The organism is Pseudomonas sp. HD57-3 (assembly GCF_056113135.1).
The window spans coordinates 3573497-3598817 of record NZ_CM148568.1 but is presented as its reverse complement, the minus strand read 5'-3'; the positions used below and the strand labels follow the sequence as shown (position 1 = coordinate 3598817).

The following is a 25321-nucleotide window of genomic DNA, read 5'->3' as shown; positions in this document are numbered from 1 at the left end:
CACATGCGTATTTCAGGATTTTCTACGCTGGTGATCGCCATGCTGCTGGCCGGTTGCTCGTTGGCGCCGACCTATGAGCGGCCCGTTGCACCGGTCGCGGACAACTGGGCGGGCGAGTCGCTGAGACAAGGCGCTCCGATCAACCAATTGGCGTGGCAGGCGTTCATCGTCGATCCCGACTTGCGCCGTCTGGTGGAGGTTGCGCTGGATAACAATCGCTCATTGCGCCAGACCCTTCTGGACATCGAGCAGGCTCGGGCGCAGTACCGCATTCAGCGGGCCGATCGGGTGCCGGGCTTGAATGCCGGCGCATCCGGCAATCGTCAGCGCTTGCCGGCGGATCTGGCCAGCAACGGCCGGGCAGGGGTTGCCAGCAGTTATCAGGTCGGCGTGTCGCTGCCTGAATACGAGCTGGATCTGTTCGGCCGGGTGAAGAGCCTCACTGACTCTGCGTTGCAGGAGTACCTGGCCACCGAAGAGGCGGCCCGCGCCGCGCAGATCGCCCTGATCGCCGAAGTCAGCCAGGCTTATCTGATTCACGATGGCGCCCAGCGTCGTCTGGAGCTGACTCAGCAAACGCTGATCAGCCGCGAGTACTCGTTCGCGCTGATCAGCCAGCGCCGCTCCAGCGGCACTGCGACTGCGCTGGATTATCAGGAAGCACTGGGGCTGGTGGAGCAGGCGCGGGCCGAGCAGGAACGCAATCTGCGCGAGAAGCAGCAGGCGTTCAACGCGCTGGTTTTGCTGCTGGGGACAAAGGATGCAGGGAAAGTGATTCCCGAGCGGCTGACGACGCAGCCGATGCTGGTGCAGGACATCGCCCCGGATACCACCTCGACGCTGATCGAGCGCCGGCCGGACATTCTTGCGGCCGAGCATCGGCTGCAAGCGCGCAATGCCGACATCGGCGCGGCACGGGCGGCGTTCTTTCCGCGTATCAGCCTGACCGGCAGCTTTGGTACTTCCAGCGCGCAGATGTCCGGTCTGTTCGACGGTGGCTCGCGCTCCTGGAGTTTCGTGCCGAACCTTTCGCTGCCGTTGTTCGATGCCGGTCGCAACAGTGCCGGGCTGAGTCTGGCCGAAGCCCGCAAGGACTCAGCCGTGGCGGTCTATGAAGGCACGATTCAGACAGCGTTCCGCGAGGTCGCCGATGCATTGGCCGCCACCGACACCTTGCGCCGGGAGGAAGCCGCGCGCCGCGCACTGGCCAACACCAGCACTGAAACCCTGAGTCTGGCCAAGGCCCGTTATGAAGGCGGTATCGACAGCCACCTGCGTTATCTCGATGCCCAGCGCACCAGTTTCGTCAACGAAACGGCGTTCATCGAAGTCAGCACTCAGCGCCAGATTGCCTTGGTCGATCTGTTCCGTTCGCTGGGTGGAGGATGGTCATCACAAACAAACGTCAGATAAATCCTGGCAAGAGCTCCTTTGGGTTGGCGCATCCAACCTTTTGCCCCGTAGACCGAGAGGTCACGGGGCTTTTTTGCAGGAGGACAGAGTGTGGATTATCGGGGTTTTACGTTAGCGGCACCGTGCAGGAACATCTGTTCCAGCACATTGGCCGAGTTGGCACTGGCCGCGCGCCCACGGCGCTCGGCATCGACCATTCCGAAGATCATGGTCAGGAACAACTCTGTGAAAACGGCTGCCGTGATATCGATGCGAAATGCGCCCAATTGCTGGCCGCGCAGAAAAAAAGCATCCAGGGCATCGGCATAAGATTGCCAGCGGTCGCCCTCGCCGTTGACTGGAAAAGTGTCGGGTCGGTACTGAAAGAGCAGGAAAACCAGCATTTCACGATGTGCCAAATGCTCATTGATCAAACTGCGCAACGCCTGCACCGGCTCTCCGTGCAGCAGGTCGGTTGTGGTGGTGATCTGGTTCAGCACCGTCTCACCGTGGCTTTCCATTATCTGCACCAAGTTGTCGCGGGTGCCGCAAAAGCGATGCAGCGTAGCCTTGCTCACGCCTGCCGCTTCAGCCAGTTCCTTGAGCGTCGCACGGGGGCGATCAACGATGGCCAGGGCAAGCGCCTTGATGAGTCGTTCGTCTTGAGGAGTCAGGGACATCAGTCGGTCTCGAATCGTATTTCAGTCCTCGGAATTGTGCAGGAAAAGCTCATTACTGCAATGAAAACCACAGAACTTGAGCAACTTACTTCATCTGAGACGAAATAAGCTCAACGCCCGGCTCACAAAGCTGAACGGATTTCGGGGTATTTGCATGTCATGAACTGCAAAATACCTGGCGTGATCTGCCAAGCTTTTGCATCGGTCGTTATCCAGAATCGAAACCCTCAATAACAAAAGACACTGCATTTGGCTCCCGCCAGATGACGGAGGTTATCGATGCGCCCGATTCTATTTTCCTGCCTGGCCCTGACTCTCGTCTCCCTCGCCATCTACTCGATTCATAGCTTCTACTCAGTGGGCTCATACGGTGTGTTTAGCCCGGTCAGCTGGAACCCGACAGCACAGTCGCAGCCAGCCTATCCCGTTGCCAGCATCGGTGATGTTTTCCGGAAATTTTGAAACGCCGCTGATATTCGATCTTCTAACACGCCCTCTCAACACCCTGAGTACGTCAGTAAGGGACACTCCATGTGTGACCTGATCCATTACCGCGTCGTAGATGGCCTGGCGCTGATCGGTCTTGACCGTGCGCCGGTCAACGCACTCGACCAGACCCTACGTGCAGCCCTCATCGAGGCGTGTGAGCGTGCCGCCAAGGACATAGCTGTGGGTGCCGTCATTCTCTATGGGGTGCAGGGACTGTTCAGTGCTGGTGCCGACATCAAAGAATTCGGGACCGAAGCGTGCTTCGCTGAACCTGACTTGCCTGGCATCCTGACTCGCTTGAGCGCGATTCATAAACCACTGATTGCGGCGATCGGTACATTTGCGTTAGGAGGAGGGCTAGAGCTGGCCCTGGCCTGCGGATACCGGATTGGTGCGCCAGATGCACGGCTAGGGTTGTCGGAAATCAATCTTGGTCTGATGCCTGGCGCCGGCGGTACGCAACGCTTGCCCAGGCTGATAGGCGCCGAATCGGCTTTGAACCTTATTCTTTCAGGTGAGCAGATCGATGCCGAGCGTGCTCGAATGCTCGGCATTCTTGACCGTATCTCCTCCAGCACCGAACAGTTGCTGGAAGAGGCGCGCGCTTATGCCAATGAGCTGATCGAATGTTGTGCTCCTGCGCGGCCAGCCGAAGCATGGCCAAACCCCGCCGAGGACTTGCCCGATGATTTCCTGGCGCGTTATCGCGTGGAGCATGAGCCGCGCTGGAAAAGTCGACTGGCGCCCAGGTTGGTGCTTTCTGCGCTGGAGGCCGCCTGTCTGTTGCCGATGGAGGAGGGACTGGTGCGGGAATTGACGCTGTTCAAGCAGGCTGAAGCATCACGTCAGTCGAAAGCATTGCGGCATGTTTTCTTCGCAGAACAAGACGCGCGGCGAACGCCCCGGATCGATACGGCTGATCCGTCGCGCAAGATCAACAAGGTTGCCGTGATCGGTGCAGGCACCTTGGGTGGAGGCATCGCGATGAGCTTTGCCGATGTCGGTATTCCCGTTGCGCTGATGGATCTTGATGGGCGCACGCTTGATCGCGGTCTCAAACGTGTTCGTGAAAACTATCAACTCAGCGTCAAGCGCGGAAAACTCAGTGCCGTGCAAATGCAGCAGCGGATGGAACTGCTGTTTGGCACGCTCGACTACGCAGACCTTTCAGATGCCGACCTGATCATTGAGGCGGTATGCGAAAAGATGGAGAGCAAGCATCAGGTGTTCCTCGCTCTGGAGAGCGTGTGTAAGCCAGGTGCCATTCTTGCGACCAATACGTCGTCGCTGGATATCGATGCGCTCGCGAAGATGGTCTCTCGTCCGCAGGATGTCATTGGCATGCATTTCTTTAGTCCGGCCAACGTCATGCGATTGGTGGAAATTGTGCTTTGTCAGACTACAGCGCCGGACGTCGTAACAGCTGTCATGGACATCGCCAGACGTATCGGCAAACTTCCGGTCATCTCCGGTAACAGCGCCGGCTCCATCGGTAATCGCATGCTCGAACCCTATGCCCGCGAAGCTCACCGTCTGGTACTGGAGGGGGCGACGCCGGTCCAGGTTGATGCAGTGCTGACCAGTCTGGATTTGAATATGGGCGTATTCAGCATGCTGGATCTGGCAGGTATCGATGTGAGCTTTCTAATGCGCGACGCCAATCGTGAAGCCATCGCCCATGACCAGAGCTACTGCTGCCTTGCCGAGGAACTGTATGCCTTGGGACGGTACGGGCAAAAGACCGGACGTGGCTTTTACCTCTACGAGGGACGTAGTCCAAGGGAAGACCGGGAAGTCATCATGCTGGCAGAGCAGCTTGCCCGTGAACACAACGTTACGCGTCGCAACATCGAAGATCTGGAAATTCACGATCGCTGCCTGTTTGTAATGATCAATGAAGGCATTCGCTTGCTGGACGAAGGTATTGCCCTGCGTGCCAGTGACATCGATCTGGTGTGGATTAACGGCTATGGCTTTCCCGCGCATCTCGGAGGCCCCATGCATTACGCCGAACAGTTGGGCCTGGAAACGGTGCTCAGCCGCATCCATCACTATCGCAGCGCGCTTGGCGAATACGGCGAGATGTGGTTTCGCCCAGCGGCGCTTCTGGAACGTCTGGTAGCCGCCGGCAGATCTCGCATCGAAATATTCTGAAAATTCCCTTTCTCCGGACGAGAGCGAGTCATGAGGACGACCACGCATCTGCCTCATGCTCGCCCGATTTCGGAGAAAGGGACCTGTTACCCGTAGAGCGCGCCAGCGCGATTCATTTCGAGGTGTGTTGATGACTCAAGATTTCATTCAGAATTTTTCGCTTGCCGGCCGAACGGTATTGATCACCGGCGCCTCCAGCGGCATTGGAGCTCACCTGGCAAGGGTCGCTGGGCATGCCGGCGCCCGGGTTGTGCTGACTGCACGACGCGTCGAAAGACTCGCACAGGTGGCAAAGGACATTGAATGGGATTGCGGGCAAGCGCTGTCCGTCGAACTCGATGTGACTGACCGGGACAGTGTCGAAGCGGCGTTCGATGCGGCCGAAGCACATTTTGGCGTGGTTGACGTGGTACTCAACAACGCAGGTATCGGTAACGGCCAGCGTCCACTCGAAATCAGTGAAGAGCAGTGGCGTGAGATGCTTTCAACCAATCTGGATGGCGTCTGGCGTGTCGCCCAGGTTGCTGCACAAAGGCTGGCAAAGGCCGGACGTAGGGGCAGCATCGTCAACGTGGCCTCGATACTCGGACTGCGCGTTAGCACCGGTTACAGCCATTACTGCGCTGCAAAAGCCGGGGTGGTTCAGCTGACCAAGTCACTGGCGCTGGAGCTGGCGCGGTACAACATCAGGGTCAACGCCATCGCGCCAGGTTATTTCAAGACTGAAATGAACGAAGCTTTTTTTGAGGGTGACAAGGGCCACAGCTACATCCGCGATAGGGTGCCCATGAGTCGACTGGGTCAGTTACATGAACTGGCCGGGCCCTTTTTGCTGTTAGCGAGTGACGCCGGTGCATTCATGACTGGCAGCGTACTGACCGTGGATGGAGGCCATCTGGTCAGCAGCATGTGATCGGCTCAGTGACTGGCCACCAGCAGGGCCAGTGCGGCGCAAGCCGTCTCGGTTTCGGCCCTCAATCTATGCAGGTCTCCATGGGCGGACCACGCGATAGTCAACCCGTCAACCAGTTGGACCAGAAGCCGACTTGCGGCCTTTAAAAACTTTTCCCCCAGCTCTGCGCCTACAGCTCGCTCCAGTGCCTGCTCAGTCGCTTCAATGGCTACTGAGTAAATCTTGCTTGCCATTTCGGGGTCATTGCGCAGTGCCCAAAAAAACAACTCACTCTGCGCCTTGGCCGCGTCCGGATGATCGATGAACCAAGTGATCAACTGTCGCAGGACTTCGGCAGTCGTATCAGCGGCAGTTGTCCCGGCAGGGACGTGTTCCAACGCTTGATGAGGCAGGTTAAACAGCGACTCATAGACGGCATAGAAGAGGTCGTTCTTGGTATGGAACACGTAATGCAGCGATGCCAACGGACAACCGGCCGCCGCCGCAATCCGTCGGGTCGTTGCATTGGCGACACCGTGCTCGGCAATCACTTTGATCGTTGCTTCGACGAAATCCTGCCGGCGTAATTCAGCGCCCATTCTGGCCATAAGTCAGCAATCTCCAATATTCCTGGCGCCCTTTATCGGTAAGGGCACTGTCGACGCTTGCGGATGCTACAGCAACGAATCGCCTTGCGTCAGGGAAGAAACGGTGGTCTGAAACTGTCGCACCATTATTGGTAACGACTGTTTCGCAAATTCCCGATTTGGTGCGAACCGAAGAAACACTCGGAAATGTTTAACGAAAATCTCGTGGCTCGAATCTATCCCGCGTTTCTGTAATCGATTGATTAAACGTGACTATTTCCCGCGCTTCAGACATTGGCACCAGCCTTGCTTTGATCAAGCGACTTGGTCAATTGATCAAGTCAGTTGATTAGGTTAGCGCAGGCAACGTGTTACTGCCGTCAAAGTGGCCACGGTGCCGATCAAGACCCACGAGGATCCTCCAATGAACACAGTGATTGAGCGCCCCGATAACAATGTTTCTAAAGGCGTCGTACGCAGATGTTTGATCGCGGCCGTCGTCGCATCAACCTTCATTTGCACGGCGCAGGCGGCAGATAAGGATCCTGCATTGCTCGGCACAAAACTGACCCCGCTGGGAGGTGAGGCGGCGGCCAGCGCCGATGGTGTCATTCCTGCCTGGACACCACCCGGACCACAAGGCGGCGGTTGGAGCCACGGCCAGGTGCGAGGTCAGCAGTGGAAGTTCAAGGATGACAAACCGCTGTTCAGTATCGACTCAGGCAACGTCGCGAAGTACACCGGCAAGCTTTCCCCTGGCCAAGTGGAAATGTTCAAGAAGATTCCGGGGTACCGGATGGATGTGTATCCGACACGGCGCAGCTGTGGCGTACCGGATTTCGTCGCGGAAAACACGAAGAAGAATGTCGGTTTCGCGAAACTCGACGGCGACGGTCTGGCACTGCAGGAGGCTTACGTCCCCGGTATCCCATTTCCGTTTCCAACCTCGGGTGCCGAGGTTATGTGGAACATGAAAATGCGTTATCGCGGCGTCGGCTTCGATATGTCGAAAACCGTTTCCGGAATTTCGCCGCGAAAAGGGAGTGAAGACTGGCTGCGAACCTCCACTGACTGGTTCATGTACACACCATGGGGCGTGAAGGGCAGTGCGTTGTTTTCTTCATTCGATCGACTCGAAGTTGCGACCTACTTCAGCTACTCCGACCCCGCAGCCCTTGCCGGGCAGGCCGGCGTGGTGACGACCAAAGCTGGCGAGCAAGCCACTACGTTCTATTACTTCCCGGGCCAGCGCCGGGTACGTCGCATGCCGGCATACTCCTACGACGCACCGCAGATCGGTCTGGACAATCAGTACACCATTGATGAGTCCAACGTGTTCTTTGGTCCGATGGATCGCTTCGACTGGAAGCTGGTCGGCAAGCAGGAAATGCTTGTGCCCTACAACTCGTTCGGCGCCTACGACAACTCGGCGAAGATTGAGGATGTGGCCAAGCGCGACTTCATCGCCCCCGAATCGCGTCGCTATGAGTTGCACCGCGTCTGGGTGGTTGAAGCAACCGTTCGCCAGGGCATGCGTCATCAGGCTCCGAAACGTCTGTTTTACATCGATGAGGACAGCTGGAACGCGCTGATGGCGGTGGACTACGACAAACAAGGGCAAATCTGGAAAGTCCGCGAAGGCTACACAATCCCGGTCTACGAGACTGGCACCTGCGATATGGAAGCCCAGGCGCAATACAACCTCGTTGATGGTCGCTACCTCTACGACATGACCTCCATTGGTTCCGGCAAGAACGACCATCGCTGGCTCACCGATAGCGCCAACAACCCTCGTCTGAAACGCGACTTCTACACCTCAGACAATCTGCGCGCCACCAGCGAACGCTAACAGCAGCTTTCGGGAACAGACATGAAAAAAATAATCAGTAAAACCTCAGGTCTTGTCATCGCGTGTGCAACCCCATTTGCCATGGCGTTCACCTTTGAAACCGAAAACATCCGAGGCTCATTCGATTCCACTCTCGCTGTGGGCATGGGGTTACGGACCGAATCTCGCGGATGCAATCTCATCACCAGCAGTCCAGGCGGTCACAATCCTCCCAGCGGTTGTCTGGCTCCCAGCGCCAATATTGGTGACCAGGGCGACTTGAACTACGACCGGGGGGATCTGTTCACCAACTACATAAAAGGCACCCATGAACTGGTGCTTAAATTTCCCGAGGACTACACGTTCATGGCACGCGGGAGTTGGATACGCGACTTTGCCGCGACCGACACCAGCGGTGCGCTATCGGCCAACCGGCCTGAAGGTGTCGGGAGCGACGGCCTCACCAGCAGCGCCCGGGACGATCTGGAGTTCAAAGCGCGCCTGCTGGACCTGTGGGTGAGCAAGAGTTTCGATGTCGGTGAACAGCGTGTTCGTGCTCGTCTGGGTAATCAGGTCATCAACTGGGGCGAGAGCCTGTTCGCTGCCGGCGGCATCAACAATACCAACGCCTACGATGTCATGGCGTTGTCGCGTCCCGGCACCCAGCTCAAGGAAGCCCTGTTGCCAGCGCCGATGTTGAGCCTTGCGTCAGGACTGGGTGCCGGCGTCAACATCGAGGCGTACTGGCAGTTCAACTGGAACAAAAGCGAACTGCCTCCCGTGGGCAGTTATTGGTCCACCACCCATGCACTGGGCGAGGGCAGGGGAGCTTACGGTTACGACGAAAAGGACGCACGCAATGGAGGCCAATGGGGGGTGTCGCTGCGCTGGCAGCCTGACAACACCGATCTCAACCTCGGCCTGTACGTGATGCGTTATCACGACAAACTGCCGTCGTTGAGCATGCAGGTACTGGATCCGGAAACCTTCGCTTTGGCGCAAACCTGGAAGTATCCGGAGGACCGCATGATGTACGGCATTAGTGCCAACATGCCGGTCGGCGACTGGGCATTGGGCACGGAGCTTTCATATCGCCCAAAGGATGCGGTGCCGCTTAATCCAGTCATCGACGCCTGTGCCAGCAACGGTGGCAAGTGCTGGACGGATGAAAAGAAACTGCAATGGCACCTGACCGGCATTTACAGCATGACCCCGTCCAACTCGCCGACGTTGCTCGACCTCACCGGTGCCAGCACCGGTACGCTGCTGAGCGAACTCGTGGTCGTGAAATACCCGGGGCTGCATAACGAGTACGCCGGTGAACCGATTGCCGCCGGTCTCAATACCTGGCAACTGGATCCGTCCATCCCGCCGAGCGCCAAGGGCAACAAAACCTCTTCCGGAATCAGCCTCGATTTCAGCCTGACGTATGACAACACGCTGATCCCTGGCTGGCAGGTGACGCCGGGAGTGTTCTATTCGCAATCTATCAAAGGACGCACACCCAACCTGTCGGCGACGTTCACCGAGGATGCCAGCAGTCTGAACCTGTACCTCAACTTCGTGCGCAATCCTGCGAGCTGGCAGATCTCGGCCAACTACGCCAAGTTCATGGGCGGCAAGACCCCTTACGATCAACTGCTGCGTGATCGCGATTACGTCGGCCTTGTGGTCTCCCGAACCCTATGAGGCACGCCGTGAATAGTTCTCTGAAAATGAAGGAAACCAAAGTGCGCGGTGTATTGCCGCGCATCGAACAGTGGTTGTTCACTCACCGCCTGCTGACGTTGTTGAGTTTGGCGGTGTTCACAACGGGCATGGCCTGGTTTGCCGTCCAGTTACGCATGGAAGCAGGATTTGAAAAGCAGCTACCCATTGGCCACGAGTACATCTCAACCTTTGAGACGTATCGCAACGACTTGCTCGGTGCGAACCGGCTGACCGTGGTGGTCAAGGCTCGCCAGGGTACGATCTGGAGCCAGGAAGGGCTCAAGCGCCTTTATGACGTCACTCAGGCGCTGATTTTCCTGCCGAACGTATCGCGCAGCAGTGTGCGTTCGTTGTGGACGCCCAACGCGTTCGTCAACGAAATCACCGAAGAAGGTTTTCGTGCCGATCCGCTGGTGCCGGGTACGGTGACGCCCGAAAGTCTCGATGAAACGAGCATTGCGATGATCGCCAACTCGACGGCGCAGGGTGGCTTTATCGGAACGCTGGTCGCTCGCGACCAAAGCAGCGCAATGATCACTGTCGATCTCAACGAATTCGATGCTGACGGCCAGCGCCTCGACTATGTGGCCTACAACCATGTGCTTGAGGAGAAAATTCGCAATCAGTTCGAGGACAAGAACTTCGAGATCCAAATCATCGGTTTCGCAAAGCAGATCGGTGACATTGCGGTAGGTGCCTCGGCCGTTCTGGAGTTCTGCCTATTGGCATTGCTGCTGACGGCCGCTGCGGTGTACTGGTATTGCCATTCGCTTCGTTTCACCTTGCTCGCGGTGGGTTGCTCGCTGGTGTCACTGATCTGGCAGTTCGGCGCCTTGCGTTTGCTCGGCTATGGACTGGATCCGCTGGCAGTGTTGGTGCCCTTTCTGGTGTTTGCCATCGGGGTCTCCCATGGCGTACAGCAAATCAACTTCATCATTCGCGAGATCGCCTGCGGCAAGTCGGTGGAAGGAGCGGCACGCGCCAGTTTCAGCGGCTTGCTGATTCCCGGCACGCTGGCGTTAGTCACTGCATTTGTTTCGTTCGTAACGCTATTGTTGATCCCGATTCCCATGGTTCGGGAGCTGGCAATCACCGCCTCGCTCGGGGTGGCGTTCAAGATCGTCACCAACCTGGTGATGCTGCCGATCGTGGCGTCAATGCTACGGGTAGATGCCGGTTACGCCGCTGCCGAGGAAATTTCTCGCCAGCGCCGGGCTCGTTGGTTACGCGGTTTTGCCCGATTGACCGAATGGCACAACGTCCGGTGGGTGCTGGGTATGGCCGTGCTGATATTTGTCACCGCGGCCTGGCAAAGCCACGATCGGGTGGTTGGTTCCCTGCAGGCCGGGGCGCCTGAACTGCGCGAGGATGCGCGCTTCAATCGTGATGCGGTATCCATTGCCGGCAATTACGACATCGGGCTGGATTGGCTCAGTGTGGTCTTCGAAGCTAAAACTGACGCCGGCGCAAACGCTTGTGAAGATGTTGCCCTTGGTCAGTATCAGGATCGATTTGTATGGGCTATGCAAGGTGTACCAGGTGTGGTGTCGGTCACCTCGTTCTCTAACAGCCTGCGGCAGTTTAACGAGGGCTATAACGAGGGCAACCCGAAAATGAACGCAGTGCCCATCGACCCGACCAACTACTCGTCGATGGCCGCCGAAGTAGCTCGAGTGCCAGGGATGATGCGTCCCGATTGCAGCATGACGGCGGTGCATCTGTTCCTCGCCGATCATAAAGCGACGACCATTCACCGAGTGATCGCCGCCGCCAAGGCATTCCGTACTCAGTTCATTCAGCCGGGCGTGAGCATACGCTTGGCTTCCGGTAACGCTGGCGTGATTGCGGCGATCAACGAAGAGGTGGAACGCAGCGAGCTGCCCATGATGCTTTATGTCTACGCAGCGATCGCTCTGTTGGTGTTTGTCGTCTATCGAGACTGGCGCGCGGTGTTGGTCTGCTGCCTACCGCTGACACTGGGCACCTTCATCGGCTACTGGTTCATGAAAGAGCTGCAAATCGGCCTGACCATCGCCACCTTGCCAGTCATGGTGCTGGCCGTCGGCATCGGCGTGGATTACGCCTTTTATATCTACAACCGTCTGCAACTGCACCAGGCTCTCGGGCAGCCAATTACCAAAGCGGTCGAGCACGCGTTGCTGGAGGTAGGCGTCGCTACGATCTTTACCGCCATCACCTTGGCGGTGGGCGTCGCCACCTGGGCGTTTTCCGATCTTAAGTTCCAGGCCGACATGGGCAAGCTGCTGGCCTTCATGTTCCTGGTCAACATGATCATGGCCATGACAGTTCTGCCTGCATTCGCCGTCTGGCTTGAACGAATGTTCCCACGGCGTCGTCCAGTGCGCCTGATTGGCTCACTGGTGCATTGAGGAGATCCCGATGCGAAATCTGATTGCTTTACTCGTTCTAATGTTATCGGCGTTATCGCAGGCTTCGCCCTTGCCGACCGTACCTGCAGCAAAAACTGCCAACGCCAGTGCCGCCACGCTGTTGAGTGTTGCCTGGGCTGGGGAGCGAACCGTTGCCGTCGGCGATCACGGGGTGGTGTTGCTGTCGGACGACCGAGGCCAGCATTTCCGTCAAGCGACATCCGTACCGGTGTCCACGCCTTTGACCGGTGTGTCCTTCGTCGATGCCAGACAGGGCTGGGCTGTCGGCCACTGGGGCGCAATTCTCGCCACCAGGGACGGAGGTGAGAATTGGCAAGTTCAACGCTTGTCCAGTGCAGAAGATCGGCCATTGTTTGCGGTGTACTTTTTCAACCCGATCCAGGGTGTCGCGGTAGGGCTGTGGTCGCTGGTGCTGACAACCGATGACGGCGGAAAGACCTGGATCGAGCAAAAAATCGATGCGCCTCCCGGAGCGAGTCGTGCCGACTTGAATCTGATGGGACTGTTTGCCGATGGAGCAGGGCATTTGTACGCAACGGCGGAACGCGGCCAGTTATTGCGCTCCGATGACCAGGGCAAATACTGGCGCTATCTGGATACGGGCTACAGCGGCACGTTGTGGACAGGGGCCGTGCTTGGCGACGGTTCACTGCTGGTGGGCGGGCAACGCGGCACCTTGTTGCACAGCTCTGCAGACGGTTCGAACTGGCAGCGCGTACCGTTGCAAAGCAAGAGTTCAGTCACAGCCATAGATGTTTCCGGGCGAGCAGTGATTGCGGTAGGACTCGACGGTTTGATGGTTCGCAGTGACGACGGTGGGAGCAGTTTTCACGAGCAACCCAGCAGCGACGGTGTTTCTCTCACCGCGATCCTGCTCAACAGTGACACCTCACCGATTCTGTTTTCACGGCGAGGCGTCGTCCCTCAACGCTGATGCCATCGATGTGTCGGAAGACAGGCGCCAGCCTGCTTTCCGGCATTTCAACGCGAAAAAATATCTAGAACCCTGCTGATTTTCGGCCGGATTTTCCGTGCCTGGAAGGCTTCCATTTACGTTTCGAACAATAAACATAACATGTGTTGCGTTAAATAATTTTGCTTGTTAGAGTCGATTGCAAATAACAAGACGCAGAACGTTGCAAAGCGCAGCGACCTGCGATTTCGATGGAGGTACTCTGATGATCTCGCTCAAGTCGACACTTACCCTGCCAGCCGCCGGACTCTCCGGATTCGAAACACCGCTGACAGAAGAGGAGGCTGCAATACAGGCCTCCGTCCACCGCTTCGCCAAAGAGGTGTTACGCCCGCTGGGTCGAGAGCTGGACCGGATGACCCCGGAAGAAGTCGTTGCCCCGGGCTCGCCTTACTATTCGTTGTTCGGCGAATTCGCCAAGCTTGGTCTTGACCCGGCACTGTTGGCGCAGTTACCGCCGGAAATGGCAGTGCGGATCGAATCTCTGATAGGCGAAGAACTCGGCTGGGGCGATGCAGGCCTGGCTGTCTCGCTGGGTTGCGCCGACTTCCCTCTGCAAATGGCCATCGCCGCTGGTAATGCCGAGTTGGTCGAACTCTGCCAAGGCCGGATCGGCTGCTGGATGGCCACTCAACCTGATCGTGGCAGCGACAACCAGATATTCGACATGGCGCGAGACTGGCCGGCAGGTAAGCTCGGCAATATCGGCAATCTGACCGCTAAAGTGGTCGGCGATGAAGTGATCCTCAATGGCCAAAGCTCCGCGTGGGTCTCCAACGGAGCCATTGCACAGGTTGCACTGGGCTTGATGTGCGCTGATTACGGCGACGGTTTCTACGATGAGAACGGCCGGCCGCACGGTATTGCGCTGATTATCCCCCTCGACCTCAAAGGCGTGTCCAAAGGCAAGCCCCTGGACAAGATCGGGCAGCGCTCCTTGCCCCAAGGCGAAATCTACTTCGACAGTGTACGAGTGCCACGTCGCTTCGCTATTGCCGAGCGCGACCAGTACTACGGTGCTGTCAGCTCCTCCTGGTCCTTCGCCGGCACCCACATGAGTCAGGTGTTCACCGGTGTCGCACGTGCCGCCTTCGAGATGGCGCTGCAGTACTGCCATGAGCGTCGCCAGGGCGGTCATCCGTTGATCGATCACCAGATGACCCGTCTGCGCCTCGGCGAAATGTTGCGTCGAGTCGAGGCAGCGCGTGCGGTCGCCCGACGTTCGTTGAGCTTCGCACGCCTGTCGCCGCAAACCCACCCGTACGCCACAGCCTCCGCCAAGGTCACGGTGACCGAAGAGGCAATGGCCGTTGTGCAAGAGGCTTTCCGCCTGTTCGGCGGCAATGGCACCACCCGCGAATACCCGATCGAAAAACTGCTGCGCGACACCCAGTCGTCATTGATCGAGGACGGCGAAAACCGGGTCCTGACCATGCGACTGGGGCTGCTTGCCCAGCAGCTGTATGCCGAAGGCTGGGCGAACAACTGACTCTGCAGATTCACCCGACATCACTCATCCAAAAACAACAAATGAGGTAAATCCCGATGGCCAAATATCCAGTAGTTGTCTACGGCGCCAGTGGTTACACCGGCATGCTGATCATGGATTGGTTGATCGACCAGCACATCCCGTTCACCGCCGTAGCTCGCAACGCTGCTCGTGCTCAGGAGATGATGGCGCAACGCGTTGTCGGTCTGGAGTCGGCGACCTACGAAATCATCGAGTGCCCACATGAGGTCGAGGCTTTGGTTTCGGTGTTCAAAGGTGCGCGCGTGGTTTGCAACACAGTCGGCCCATTCATCAATTTTGGCCTGACCGCCGTTGAGGCAGCCTTGAAGGCTGGCTGCCATTATCTGGATCCGGCCGGAGAGCAGGCGCACATTCGGGCCTTGCGCGATCAGTTCGGCGAGCTGTATCGCCAGGCGGGTCTGCTGCTGTCGCCATCGCTGGCATATATGTACACCTACGCCGAAATAGCCGCCGAGCTGGCCCTGGAAACTCCGGGCGTCGATTCGCTGGAAACCGCCACACTGACTCGTGGCCCACGCACCGGTGCCGCCGGGGTGACCGTCGGTTCAACGGCGACCATCTTCGAAGGCGTCCGCTACCCCGGGGCCTACCTGTGGGAAAAGGAACTCGTGCCCTATGCACCGAACGCCAGCTTCAACGTGGTTTGTCCCGATCTGCTGGAAGCGGTGTTTTGCCTGCCTTGGGGCGGTACCTCATTACCGGTGTTCTTTGAGGATGATGGCCGTGTCCGCAGTTGCATGTCCTGTGTCGGCTTCTACGACAACCCGGTAATGAAAATGGTCCACGGCCTGGGCGAGAAGTGGGAAGCGGAATACAAGCACTTGCCTAAGGAGCAGCAGGACGCGGTGATTCAAAGCCTCGTTCAATCGACCACTCCAAGCATGCCACCGCGTGAACGCAGCACCTTGCAACGCACCGTCGACTTCGCTATCGGTCGCGGTCAACTGACGGCCGTGCGTGCAACCGTGCATGGCATCACGCCTTACATCGCCACTGGCGCCTTGCACGCTGCAGCCGTGGTCAAGCTGTTGAATAACGACACCGCCAAGACAGGTTTCGCTTCGGCCTCCAAAGCCTTCGGTCATCGCTATCTGCTGGGCTTCCTCGAGCAACGTGGTCTGGCCCGCGCAACCGTTACTCAACTGTGAAGTGACTGACATGGCGATTATTGATTTCTTTGACCGTGGCTGGCGGATCAATCCGCATGGCGCGGCGTATATCCAGGACGATCGGGTGTTCACTTTTACCGAAGTCCGCAACTTGTCATGCCGGATCGCCAACGCACTGTTGGCGGCCGGTTTGCCCAGCGGCACCAAGGGCGCCATCTGGTCTGCCAATGATGCAGTGGCGTGGACCTGCACCTTGGGGTTATGGCGCGCCAACCTATGCTGGATTCCTGTTGGTGCACGCAACAGCGCCGAAGAGAACCGTCACGTGCTCGACGCGTTCGACTGCGAAGTGCTGTTTTTCCAGAAAGAGTTCGCGCCGATCATCGACGCGTTGCGTCCTGGCCTGCCGAAAATTCGTCTGTGGATCTGTATCGACGAGCACCTGCCGGGGGCACCGTCGCTCAAGTCCTGGATCGATGGTCAGCCGGTCACGGCACCGGAGGTCGAGTACCAACTGGACGATGTCGTGGCACTCTCGCCAACCGGCGGCACCACCGGGCTGCCTAAGGGGGTGATGAACACTCATCGCAGCATCCAGACGTTCTGCGCACACTTCATGATCAATTTCCCTTACGGGGATGACCATCCGCCAGTCAACCTGGCGGCGGCGCCGATGACCCACACCGCTGGCACGCTGTCGCTGCCGTGCACCTCCCGGGGCGGTACGGTTGTGATCATTACCAAACCGGATCCGGCGCTGATGCTGGCAATGATCCCGAAGTACAAGGTCACCGAAACCTTTTTGCCGCCTACCGTGATTTATCGACTGCTGGACGTGCCGGATCTGGCGCAGAAGGTCGATTTCAGTTCGCTAAAGTATTTCCTGTACGGCGCGGCGCCGATGTCGGTGGACAAACTCAAGCAAGCCATCGAGACCTTCGGCCCGGTGATGGCCGGCGGTTACGGCCAGACTGAAGCCCCAGCCTCGATCTCCAACCTGCCGCCCGCCGAGCATCTGCACGGTGGACGCCTGGCATCGGACGAGCGTCTGTCTTCGGTGGGCCGGCCCAATCCGCTGGTGCGCGTGGAAATCCTCAGCGACGCCGGGGACATCCTCGGCCAGGGGCAAACCGGCGAAATCTGTGTGCGCGGCGACCTGGTAATGAAGGGGTACTACAAGGACCCGCAGAAAACTGCAGAAACCATCATTGATGGCTGGCTGCACACCGGCGACATCGGCCACGTTGATGCGCACGGCTACCTGCACATTACCGACCGCAAGAAAGACATGATCATCTCCGGCGGATTTAACGTTTATCCCAGCGAAGTCGAGCAAGTGCTGTGGAGTCATCCGGCGGTGCAGGACTGCGCGGTCATCGGTGTGCCGGATGAGCAATGGGGCGAGGGCGTGAAGGCTGTGGTCGAGTTGAGCGCCGGGCTTACCGTCACCGCCGAGGAGTTGATCGAGCTGTGCAAGAGCCGGCTCGGCTCGGTCAAGTCGCCGAAGACCGTGGATTTCATTGATGCATTGCCGCGCAGCCCGGTCGGCAAGGTGCTGAAGAAAGATCTGCGTGCCCATTACTGGCAAAACGTTGACCGGCGTATCTGAGGGGAACGATCTGATGGAACCTATTTACATCGCCGGCATTGCCATGACCGAGTTCGGTCGCCACTTGGAACGCAGTCTCCAGGATCTAGCGCTGGAAGCTTTGCAGGGCGCACTCGCCGACTCCGGCGCCTTGCGCGCTGATATCGGTGCGGTGTTCTACGCCGGCATCACCAACGGTCATCTGCAAGGACAACTGTCGATTCCCGGGCAGGTGCTGTGCAGCAAGATCGGCCTCGAAGGGGTGCCGGTGTACAACGTCGAAAACGCCTGCGCCTCGGGCAGTACTGCGGTTCATCTGGCAGTGCAGAGCTTGCGCTCGGGGGCTACCGACGTGGCCCTGGCGTTGGGCGCGGAGAAAATGAACGTGCCGGACAAGGCGCGGGCGCTGGCCCTGTTCGAAACCGGCTGGGACGTTTCCACCGCCGAGGAAAACTACGCGACGCTGGTGAAAATGGGCGAGGGCATCGTGGTGCCGCCGGGCTCGGAATCCGAACGTCCGTACAGTAAATTCATGGCCATTTATGCTGCCATGTGTCGCTGGCATATGAAGACCTATGGCACCACTCAACGGCAGATTGCGGCGGTGTGTGCCAAGAACCATCAACACTCGGTGCACAACCCCTATTCGCAATTTCGCAAGACCTTCACCATAGAAGAAGTTCTGGCGGCGCCTCCAATTACCTATCCGATCACATTGCCCATGTGCGCGCCGTTGTCCGACGGTGCGGCCGCCGCGATCCTTTGCACCGAGGCGGGACTGAAACGCATTGGTGCCGATCCAAAACGTTGTGTGCGAATCGCCGCCAGCGTGATCCGCAGCTTCACCCTGCGCGGGCTCGACGAGCCGCACAAGCACGTCAGCCTGTTGGCGGCGCGTGAAGCCTACGAAATCGCCGGCCTCGGCCCGCAGGACATGCACGTGGCCGAGGTACACGACGCCTCGGCAATGGGGGAAATCATCCAGTCGGAAAATCTCGGACTTGCACCGCTGGGAGAGGGTGGGGTTTGTGCAGAACGGGGAGATTTCACTCTAGGTGGCCGTCTTCCGATCAATACCTCCGGCGGCCTGGAATCCAAAGGTCATCCACTTGGCGCGACGGGGATCGGGCAGTTGTACGAGTTGGTCACCCAATTGCGCGGGGAGGCCGGGCCGCGCCAAGTCCACGGCGCGCGGCATGCCATCCAGGAAAACGGTGGCGGTCTTCAAGGTGTCGAGGAAGCAGCAGTCGCTATTCACATCCTGAGTCGATAGGAGCGCATCACATGTCCATGGCCTATCAAGCACAAGAGTTGGAACGCCATTTTGCAGGCGGACATTTCCGTCGGTTGGGTGGCTGGGTCGAAAGTCCGGTTGATCTGCAGCCAGAGCTCGAAGGCGATGTAAGCGCGGACGTCATCGTGATCGGTGCCGGTTTCGCCGGGCTGTCCACCGCCCTGGAGCTTACGGCGCTGGGAGCGAAGGTCATTATCCTCGAGCAGGAGTTTGCCGGTTTCGGTGCCAGCGGTCGGAATGCCGGTTATCTGGGCGGGAGCATCGGCATTGAGTTCGAGTTGTTCCTGAAACGTGTCGGCAAGGAAAAAGCGCAAAATATCGTCAGGTTCTATGACGAAGCGGTCGCCTACGTCGAAGGTCGGTTGCGCGAACTGGGGATCGACTGCGACTACAACGCCTCGGGCATCATCAGGGCGGGGATCCATCCGTCGCAAGAAAAGAGGCTGCGCAAAAGCATGGCCGTGGGCCACGAATTGGGTTCGCAAACCGAGTTTCTGGATCAGGCACAAATGCGCGCGCGGGGGATTCCACCAGCCTTTCTGTTTGGCTGTCTGCAACGCCACGGCGGTACCCTGGACCCAGGCAAATACGTGATGGGCCTGCGCCGCGCTGCACTCCAGGCGGGGGTGAGGCTGTATGAAAACACCACGCTTGAGTCGTACTCCGACGGGCCGACGATCACCTGCCGGACGCCACGCGGTCGGGCGAGCGCGCCAATAGTGGTGCTCGCTACCAATGCCTATACGCCGCAGCTCGGTCTTTTGCGCGACAAAGTCGTACCGTTTCGGGTTTCGGCGGTCGAAACCGAGCCATTGACACCACAGCAGTTGGCATCGCTGGGCTGGGCAGGGCGGGAAGGGTTGACCACGCCGCACCTGGTGATGGAAAGCCATCGCCTGACCGCACGCAATACACTGCTGATGACCACCAAACGGCTGGGTTATGCCTACGGCTCGAAAACCCCGAACATTCCCGATGAGGTGACCTACCGCGCGTTGCAAGACAACCTTGGCGTGCGTTTCCCGACGTTACGCGGTGTCGGCATTCAAGCGTGCTGGAGTGGTTACGTCAGCATGGCCTACGACGCGTTGCCGGTGGTGGGCGAAACCGGGTCGCACCACAACATTCTCTACACCGCGGGTTGCTCCGGACACGGTGTCGCCTCGCAGTCGCTGATCGGCCATCTGCTGGCAGAAAGGATCGGCGGTATCGAGCATCCGCTGCTCGCCGCGCTGCGGCATAAAACTCCGAAAACCCTGCCCGAACCGCTGCAGTGGTGCGCCGTGAATGTGGCGCTGGAGGGAGCACATCTGCTGGACGAATACACCAACCGCAAAGTTGTGCACCCTCATGCCTGACGGTTGAGGTTATAGAACCAACACGCTGATTTTCCGTGGTGAAGCTGACCTTGGAGTCCTGGGGCCGGCAGGCGTTCGCCTGCAGAAAGACAAACGAATGTTTGCGTTCTCGTCACCCCTTTTTTACTGCCGCACCCACGCTCGGCCACGGGCGGTCAATCCAACAATAACGTGATGTAAGGCATCGAACATGAGTACTGACGCCCCTCCCGATCTGAAGCGAAGACAATTACTCAAACTGGCCGGTGCAACCGCCGCCGTAGGATCGATCGGTTTGAACCTTGGCCTGGCCAATGCCGCCGATGCGCTGCAAAAGGACAGTTCCGACGATGTATTTGATGTGGTGATCATCGGTGCCGGCCTGGCTGGTTTGACCGCCGCCCGTGATCTGCATCTGGCAGGCTGTGAGTCGCTGCTGGTGCTTGAAGCGCGTGATCGTGTCGGCGGCCGCACCCTCAATCATGACTTGGGCTCCGGCTACATCTCCGAAGCCGGAGGTCAGTGGATCGGTCCAGGACAAACCGCCGTAGCGGATCTGGCCCGTGAGCTTGAGGTAGGCACCTTTCCCAGTTTCTATGACGGGGAAACCGTGATCCTCGGGGGCGATGGACGTGTCGCTGTCGATTTGAAAGGCACCTTCGGTACCGACGAAAGCGTCTCGGCAAAACTCAGCGAGCTGTCGCGTGATGTGCCATGCGGTGCGCCATGGAAATCCCCCAGGGTGCCCGAACTGGACAAGCTCTCGGCGGGCGACTGGCTCGCTCAGCAAAACATCAAGCCGGAAGATCGCGCAGGGTGGAATGCCAGCTTCCTCCTGACCTGCGGTGTCACGCCGGCGAAAATGGGCTTCTTGCATTTTCTGTCGATGATCAATTCGGCCGGCAGCGAATACATGCGGCTCGATTCGATCAAGGACAGCGCGCAAGGCACGCGGATCGTCGGCGGTTCACAGGTTCTCAGCAGCAAAATGGCGCAATTGCTGGGCGACAAGGTTCGCTTGTCGTGCCCAGTGCGCAAAGTTGCTGACTGGAACCGCGACATCGTCAGACTGCAAACGGATCAGGGCGAGATCCGCGCCCGCCGGGTGATCATGGCGATTCATCCCGCGCTGTGCCAACGCCTGCAATTCGATCCACCGCTGCCCGAAGCTCGCGCCGCCCTGCAGCGGGCCTGGCCAGCGCACTCGCCGGCACGCAAGACCGCCATGGTTTACCCGCGGCCTTTCTGGCGCGACAAGGGCTTGAACGGCCACATCATTCAGGTCGGTGGGCCAGTCATCTGGGCTTACGACAACTCGCCGTCAAACGGCGAAATCGGCGTGATCAATGCATTCATTCTGAATGCCGCAGCCCCCACCGACCCCGAAGCCGCGAAGCGTTTGCAGACCGAAATCTATGCACGCGCCCTGGGGGACGCAGCGCTTGAGCCGGTTTCCTACCACGATCACGACTGGGCGCATTTCGACCCGTGGACCATCACGTGCGTGTCGCCGATTCCTCCCGGTTTCTGGTCGACACATGGCGAGGCACTGCGTCCGCCGTGCGGCAATCTGTTCTGGTCGGGCACCGAAACCGCTGACATCTGGGCAGGTTACATGGACGGTGCCGTGCGCGCCGGACGCCATAGCGCCTTGCAGGTGCTCAACGCGTTACGTCGGGCATAGGAGGCGGCAATGAAAAAAAACATAGCGCTTGGCGTCATCGCGCTCATTGCGGTGCTGGTGGTGGTTTTCGGCCGTGATCTGCTCGACCTGTATCGGCTGCAGACTTACATCACGACCTCCACGGAGGCCTATCAGGCCGAACGCGGAAACTGGCCACACCTGACCGATGCCTGCACCGGTTGCCATGGCAGCCACGGTAACTCGCTGAACCCGACGTATCCGAGCCTGGCCGGGCAACCCGCCGCATACCTGTCTGCCCAGTTGCGCAACTTTGCAAGTGGGCAACGGCTCGCTCCCAACATGGGGCCGCTGGCGATGACCCTGAGCCCGGATGAAGTTGATCTGCTGGCGAAGTTCTACGCCCGGCAATCGGTCGTTGCTCATGCGGCTGGCAGCCCTGACGAGGGGCTCAAGGACCAGGGCAAACAACTGGTGCAAACCCGAGGTTGCACCGCCTGTCATGGTGCCCAACTGATGGGCCACGACACCTTCCCGCGCCTGGCTGCACAAGGCCAGGACTACCTTTTGGCCCAGCTCAACGCTTTTGCCAGCAGCGAGCGCACTGAGCCAAGTGGCGCGATGCAAGCCATTGCAGCGGCGCTGTCAGCGCAGGAGCGCCAGGCAATTGCTGCTTACCTGGCTGCACTGGTTTCTCAATCCCACTAACCCATCAAATTTTCTGTCAGCTGTACCGAGGCTATCGTTATGGAACCGAGAAATATTGTGCTGTGCCTTGCCTGTTTCTTGCTGCTTGCCAATGGTCTGACCTTTGGCATCAGGTTTCTGAAGAAGAGAAACCTGCTACTGGCTCTGGAGTGGTTTGTGGTTGCCTTTTCGGCGACAAACTTCCTGATCTTTTTCCTGACAGGATCGGAGCATGCGTACCTGATTTCATACTTCTGCGACGCGTTCTCCAGAGCCTTCGGGATTCCGATTATTACGGTGCTCGGGCTGATGGCGGTAACGCATGCCTACAAGCCCTCGATGGGCAAGGAGCTCATGATATTTGCCGGCGCTCTGCTGGGCACACTCGCGTTGATCTCGACCAAGGTTCTGGTCACGCTCCTGCCGTATTTCTACGTGCTGATGTGGGTGATGTTTTCGGTCTACCTGGTGTATTTCGCAGTACGCCTTGCAAATGTCGGAGAGTCGCTACACGCGATCGGTGTGATGATTGGCATGCTAGCCTCACTGACCATTGCGTGCATCTACGATTTCTACAAGATCCCCGGCGACGACAGCAATGTGCTGCTCAACTTCTACGTGCTAGCACTGACGACCTGGGCTTATCTGCTGGTGCACCTGTATTACGCGTATTGCGCGCTGGAGCGCGCGAAGGGCGCAATGGCCGTTCTGCAAACGCGCTGAGGAGGATAGTTGAAGTGCTCGAAGCCGCCGTTTTGGCGGCTTTTTTGCGTAATGCAGGGTAGGGCGGTGGGCATCCTTGCCCGGGCAGGATCAAGGGTTCAGCTTGGCCAGATAATGCGCCACGGCCTTGATGTCCTCATCTGACAGGGTGCCCGCCATGGCATTCATGGCCTGCGTCGGATCGATGCGTTGGCCACGTTTGAAAGCGCTCAGTTGATCGATCAGATAAAGCTGCCCTTGTCCGGCGATACGCGGAGCCAGGGGGCCGCCAGTGAGTTTTTCACCGTGGCAGGCTGCACACCCATTGGCGGCGACCACACGCTGACCACGCTGGTCCAGCGCATCATCCTTGGCCGGGACTTCAGTCACGCCTGGTCGCTGTTCGGCAAAATAACTGGCCAGGCGCTTGATCTGCTCGTCGGTCAGATTGGCCGCCAGCGGCTGCATCTGGGCACTGTGGCGACGCCCTTCGGCAAACGCGCGCAACTGGTTTTCGATGTATGCCGCAGGCTGCCCTGCAAGCGCTGCGTATTGAGCATCGCGGGGTTGACCGTTGGCGCCATGGCAAAGTGCGCAGGTGTCCTGCAACTGTGGCCACGCACCGCCGTTGGCCTGGTATGCAGCGTCGTGCTGATCCACGGCCTGCATGAAACGATAGCCCGCCCACAGTTCCGGCCCGTAAATCGCTATTGATCCGGCCAACGCCGCGCTCACGGTGATGACTCCAAACACCACAGTCCGCTTCATCAGGCGCTCCTCCGTGATTGAAGCAACGCCTGCAGCGCTTCCATTGCCGCGCGATGTCCGGCGCGGACCGCACCGTCCATTGCCCCGGCCCAGATTTCCGCAGTCTCGGTACCCGACCAGATCAGGCGACCGACCGCCGGCGTCAGGTACTCGCCCCATTGCGTCCAGAAACCGGGGGGCATAGGGGAAATACAACTCAAACTCCACGGGTCGATCTTGCCCCAGTCCAGATCATGAAACTGAATCGGGTGCATGGCTTGTTCGCCCATGGCGCGGGCGTAAATCGCCGACAGGGTGTCCTGCGCCGTTTTCGGGTCATGGGGTAATTGGCCGGTCCTGACGAAGCCGCTGAGCACACCCAGGCTGCCGTCCGCCGGGGAGTTGTCAAAGGCCCAGATCAGCGGACCTTCCACTGGCACGATCTGCCCGTTGAGGCCTTGGTCGCGCCAGAACGGGCGCTCATAGACGTGCACGGTCTTGCGCATCGGTGCATGGGCCGGCCAATGCCGCTGCAGCTCGGCACGCCCGGACGGCAGCGGCGGATCGAAGAGGATCTGATTGCACAACGCCGGGCTCAGCGCAGCAATTACCTGCCGCGTGCGGATGATGCCCTGATCGGTGTGCAACTCGACGACATCACGATCCCAACCGACAATCTTGCGCACCGGGCACGCCAACCGGACTTTATCTCCCAGCGCCTGAGCCATCTTCAAACTGAGAATTTGCGAGCCGCCAGCCAGGCGAGATTCCTGCGCACCGCCCTGGACCCCTTCGAGCTTTTCAAGGCGGCAGTCCGACGAGTTGATCATCGCCAGGTAATGCAGGAGTCCCATGCCGGCCGGCGTGGTACCGAAGGTGAGGCTCACGGACATGTTGAAGCCGATCTTGTCGACGTTGCTGATGCCTTGACCGGCCAGCCACTGGCCGATCGACAGTTTGTCCAGCTCAGCCGCGTCCTTGGCTTTCCACGGCGCTTTGCTGGGGACGCCTTCGGCGAGCTTGTTCAGTTTTGCGACGACTTCTGTATTGGAATTCGGCCCGTCGCTGAGATCTTCCTGGATGTTGACCTCGTCCATCAGATACACCGCCTTGCCCTTGTAGTAGGTGGGGAAGGTGGCGACATCGAGCTGTCTGGCCAGGTCGGCGATCGACGTTTGCCCCGGGCCGATCCATTGGCCACCGGCCTCGGAGATCACGCCATTGCCCAGATCATGGTTAAGCGTGCGACCACCGACGCGGTCGCGGGCTTCAAGCACGACAAACGACTCGCAGCCGGCGGCCTGGAGGTCTCTGGCGGAGGTTAGCCCGGAAAGCCCTGCGCCAATGATCACCACATCCAGTATCGAGGTATCTACAGGTTCGATTTGCGCCATCGCACGCCCGGTGACACCGAACCCTCCGGCGAGGGCTGCGCCTCCGATCGCTTGCAATAACAACCGTCGCTGTCGTGATTGCGTCGACAGTTGATCGAGATCCGCACTCATCTTCACCTCCGTTTTTTATTTATAATCACAGATGTTATGTGAATATATGACGGATCAGGAATT

At 58.8% G+C, this 25321-nt stretch carries 19 protein-coding genes; 15 read left to right on the top strand and 4 right to left on the bottom strand.

The window, feature by feature from the left end; translation table 11 throughout:
• Window positions 1-3 precede the first annotated feature (3 nt).
• Window positions 4-1413, top strand: a complete 1410-nt coding sequence (locus tag AC0R79_RS16045) for an efflux transporter outer membrane subunit (RefSeq protein ID WP_375747124.1) — start codon at window positions 4-6, stop codon at window positions 1411-1413.
• Between the two features lie 95 nt (window positions 1414-1508).
• Here AC0R79_RS16045 and AC0R79_RS16040 read toward each other — a convergent pair whose 3' ends face one another.
• Entirely contained in the window at window positions 1509-2072 is a 564-nt protein-coding gene (locus tag AC0R79_RS16040) for a TetR/AcrR family transcriptional regulator (protein ID WP_103385261.1), read from the bottom strand.
• Window positions 2073-2603: 531 nt separating this feature from the next.
• Between AC0R79_RS16040 and AC0R79_RS16035 the strand changes: the two genes are divergently transcribed.
• Complete coding sequence (locus AC0R79_RS16035; protein ID WP_127798147.1) at window positions 2604-4715, top strand: 3-hydroxyacyl-CoA dehydrogenase NAD-binding domain-containing protein; 2112 nt, start codon at window positions 2604-2606, stop codon at window positions 4713-4715.
• A 130-nt stretch (window positions 4716-4845) separates the two neighbouring features.
• Window positions 4846-5628: an SDR family NAD(P)-dependent oxidoreductase gene (locus AC0R79_RS16030; protein WP_474730538.1), complete on the top strand. Its 783-nt coding sequence runs from the start codon at window positions 4846-4848 to the stop codon at window positions 5626-5628.
• A gap of 5 nt (window positions 5629-5633) precedes the next feature.
• On the opposite strand, the gene AC0R79_RS16025 is transcribed toward AC0R79_RS16030, so the two are convergent.
• Window positions 5634-6215 carry a TetR/AcrR family transcriptional regulator gene (locus tag AC0R79_RS16025; RefSeq protein WP_011334165.1) on the bottom strand — a complete coding sequence of 194 codons (582 nt, stop codon included), beginning with the start codon at window positions 6213-6215 and terminating at the stop codon, window positions 5634-5636.
• Between the two features lie 403 nt (window positions 6216-6618).
• Between AC0R79_RS16025 and AC0R79_RS16020 the strand changes: the two genes are divergently transcribed.
• The 12 genes from AC0R79_RS16020 (at window position 6619) to AC0R79_RS15965 (ending at window position 23027) form a co-directional block, all read left to right on the top strand.
• The gene (locus tag AC0R79_RS16020; protein ID WP_474730535.1) at window positions 6619-8043 is read left to right on the top strand and encodes a DUF1329 domain-containing protein; all 1425 of its coding nucleotides are present in this window, start codon (window positions 6619-6621) and stop codon (window positions 8041-8043) included.
• Window positions 8044-8064: 21 nt separating this feature from the next.
• Window positions 8065-9711, top strand: a complete 1647-nt coding sequence (locus tag AC0R79_RS16015; RefSeq protein WP_375747121.1) for a DUF1302 domain-containing protein — start codon at window positions 8065-8067, stop codon at window positions 9709-9711.
• Between the two features lie 8 nt (window positions 9712-9719).
• The gene (locus tag AC0R79_RS16010) at window positions 9720-12122 is read left to right on the top strand and encodes an efflux RND transporter permease subunit (RefSeq protein ID WP_474730533.1); all 2403 of its coding nucleotides are present in this window, start codon (window positions 9720-9722) and stop codon (window positions 12120-12122) included.
• A gap of 10 nt (window positions 12123-12132) precedes the next feature.
• A complete protein-coding gene (locus AC0R79_RS16005; protein ID WP_474730531.1) occupies window positions 12133-13077 on the top strand; it encodes a WD40/YVTN/BNR-like repeat-containing protein in 945 nt (314 codons plus the stop codon).
• 244 nt (window positions 13078-13321) lie between these two features.
• Window positions 13322-14605 (top strand): acyl-CoA dehydrogenase family protein, encoded by a 1284-nt coding sequence (locus AC0R79_RS16000; RefSeq protein WP_011334160.1) that lies wholly within the window; start codon window positions 13322-13324, stop codon window positions 14603-14605.
• Between the two features lie 56 nt (window positions 14606-14661).
• On the top strand, window positions 14662-15795 hold the full coding sequence (locus AC0R79_RS15995; protein ID WP_011334159.1) for a saccharopine dehydrogenase family protein: 1134 nt from the start codon (window positions 14662-14664) through the stop codon (window positions 15793-15795).
• Between the two features lie 10 nt (window positions 15796-15805).
• Window positions 15806-17365, top strand: a complete 1560-nt coding sequence (locus tag AC0R79_RS15990; RefSeq protein ID WP_039768480.1) for an AMP-binding protein — start codon at window positions 15806-15808, stop codon at window positions 17363-17365.
• 13 nt (window positions 17366-17378) lie between these two features.
• Entirely contained in the window at window positions 17379-18617 is a 1239-nt protein-coding gene (locus AC0R79_RS15985) for a thiolase family protein (protein ID WP_375747118.1), read from the top strand.
• Window positions 18618-18628: 11 nt separating this feature from the next.
• Window positions 18629-19996, top strand: coding sequence for an NAD(P)/FAD-dependent oxidoreductase (locus tag AC0R79_RS15980; protein ID WP_011334156.1), 1368 nt, complete (start codon window positions 18629-18631; stop codon window positions 19994-19996).
• Window positions 19997-20186: 190 nt separating this feature from the next.
• Entirely contained in the window at window positions 20187-21659 is a 1473-nt protein-coding gene (locus tag AC0R79_RS15975) for a flavin monoamine oxidase family protein (protein ID WP_474730528.1), read from the top strand.
• A 9-nt stretch (window positions 21660-21668) separates the two neighbouring features.
• Window positions 21669-22325: a c-type cytochrome gene (locus tag AC0R79_RS15970; protein WP_474730526.1), complete on the top strand. Its 657-nt coding sequence runs from the start codon at window positions 21669-21671 to the stop codon at window positions 22323-22325.
• Between the two features lie 39 nt (window positions 22326-22364).
• Complete coding sequence (locus AC0R79_RS15965; protein WP_375747116.1) at window positions 22365-23027, top strand: hypothetical protein; 663 nt, start codon at window positions 22365-22367, stop codon at window positions 23025-23027.
• Window positions 23028-23117: 90 nt separating this feature from the next.
• On the opposite strand, the gene AC0R79_RS15960 is transcribed toward AC0R79_RS15965, so the two are convergent.
• Together AC0R79_RS15960 and AC0R79_RS15955 are read right to left on the bottom strand one after the other, a co-directional pair.
• Complete coding sequence (locus tag AC0R79_RS15960) at window positions 23118-23774, bottom strand: c-type cytochrome (protein WP_127798136.1); 657 nt, start codon at window positions 23772-23774, stop codon at window positions 23118-23120.
• Complete coding sequence (locus tag AC0R79_RS15955; protein ID WP_474730523.1) at window positions 23774-25258, bottom strand: flavin monoamine oxidase family protein; 1485 nt, start codon at window positions 25256-25258, stop codon at window positions 23774-23776. Before AC0R79_RS15955 ends, AC0R79_RS15960 begins: the two co-directional genes overlap by 1 nt.
• Window positions 25259-25321 lie beyond the last annotated feature (63 nt).

Bases quoted from the DNA above. Each gene is read 5' to 3' on its own strand.
- AC0R79_RS16045 (WP_375747124.1), top strand. From the start codon at position 4: ATGCGTATTTCAGGATTTTCTACGCTGGTGATCGCCATGCTGCTGGCC.
- AC0R79_RS16040 (WP_103385261.1), bottom strand. From the start codon at position 2,072: ATGTCCCTGACTCCTCAAGACGAACGACTCATCAAGGCGCTTGCCCTG.
- AC0R79_RS16035 (WP_127798147.1), top strand. From the start codon at position 2,604: ATGTGTGACCTGATCCATTACCGCGTCGTAGATGGCCTGGCGCTGATC.
- AC0R79_RS16030 (WP_474730538.1), top strand. From the start codon at position 4,846: ATGACTCAAGATTTCATTCAGAATTTTTCGCTTGCCGGCCGAACGGTA.
- AC0R79_RS16025 (WP_011334165.1), bottom strand. From the start codon at position 6,215: ATGGCCAGAATGGGCGCTGAATTACGCCGGCAGGATTTCGTCGAAGCA.
- AC0R79_RS16020 (WP_474730535.1), top strand. From the start codon at position 6,619: ATGAACACAGTGATTGAGCGCCCCGATAACAATGTTTCTAAAGGCGTC.
- AC0R79_RS16015 (WP_375747121.1), top strand. From the start codon at position 8,065: ATGAAAAAAATAATCAGTAAAACCTCAGGTCTTGTCATCGCGTGTGCA.
- AC0R79_RS16005 (WP_474730531.1), top strand. From the start codon at position 12,133: ATGCGAAATCTGATTGCTTTACTCGTTCTAATGTTATCGGCGTTATCG.
- AC0R79_RS16000 (WP_011334160.1), top strand. From the start codon at position 13,322: ATGATCTCGCTCAAGTCGACACTTACCCTGCCAGCCGCCGGACTCTCC.
- AC0R79_RS15995 (WP_011334159.1), top strand. From the start codon at position 14,662: ATGGCCAAATATCCAGTAGTTGTCTACGGCGCCAGTGGTTACACCGGC.
- AC0R79_RS15990 (WP_039768480.1), top strand. From the start codon at position 15,806: ATGGCGATTATTGATTTCTTTGACCGTGGCTGGCGGATCAATCCGCAT.
- AC0R79_RS15985 (WP_375747118.1), top strand. From the start codon at position 17,379: ATGGAACCTATTTACATCGCCGGCATTGCCATGACCGAGTTCGGTCGC.
- AC0R79_RS15980 (WP_011334156.1), top strand. From the start codon at position 18,629: ATGTCCATGGCCTATCAAGCACAAGAGTTGGAACGCCATTTTGCAGGC.
- AC0R79_RS15975 (WP_474730528.1), top strand. From the start codon at position 20,187: ATGAGTACTGACGCCCCTCCCGATCTGAAGCGAAGACAATTACTCAAA.
- AC0R79_RS15970 (WP_474730526.1), top strand. From the start codon at position 21,669: ATGAAAAAAAACATAGCGCTTGGCGTCATCGCGCTCATTGCGGTGCTG.
- AC0R79_RS15965 (WP_375747116.1), top strand. From the start codon at position 22,365: ATGGAACCGAGAAATATTGTGCTGTGCCTTGCCTGTTTCTTGCTGCTT.
- AC0R79_RS15960 (WP_127798136.1), bottom strand. From the start codon at position 23,774: ATGAAGCGGACTGTGGTGTTTGGAGTCATCACCGTGAGCGCGGCGTTG.
- AC0R79_RS15955 (WP_474730523.1), bottom strand. From the start codon at position 25,258: ATGAGTGCGGATCTCGATCAACTGTCGACGCAATCACGACAGCGACGG.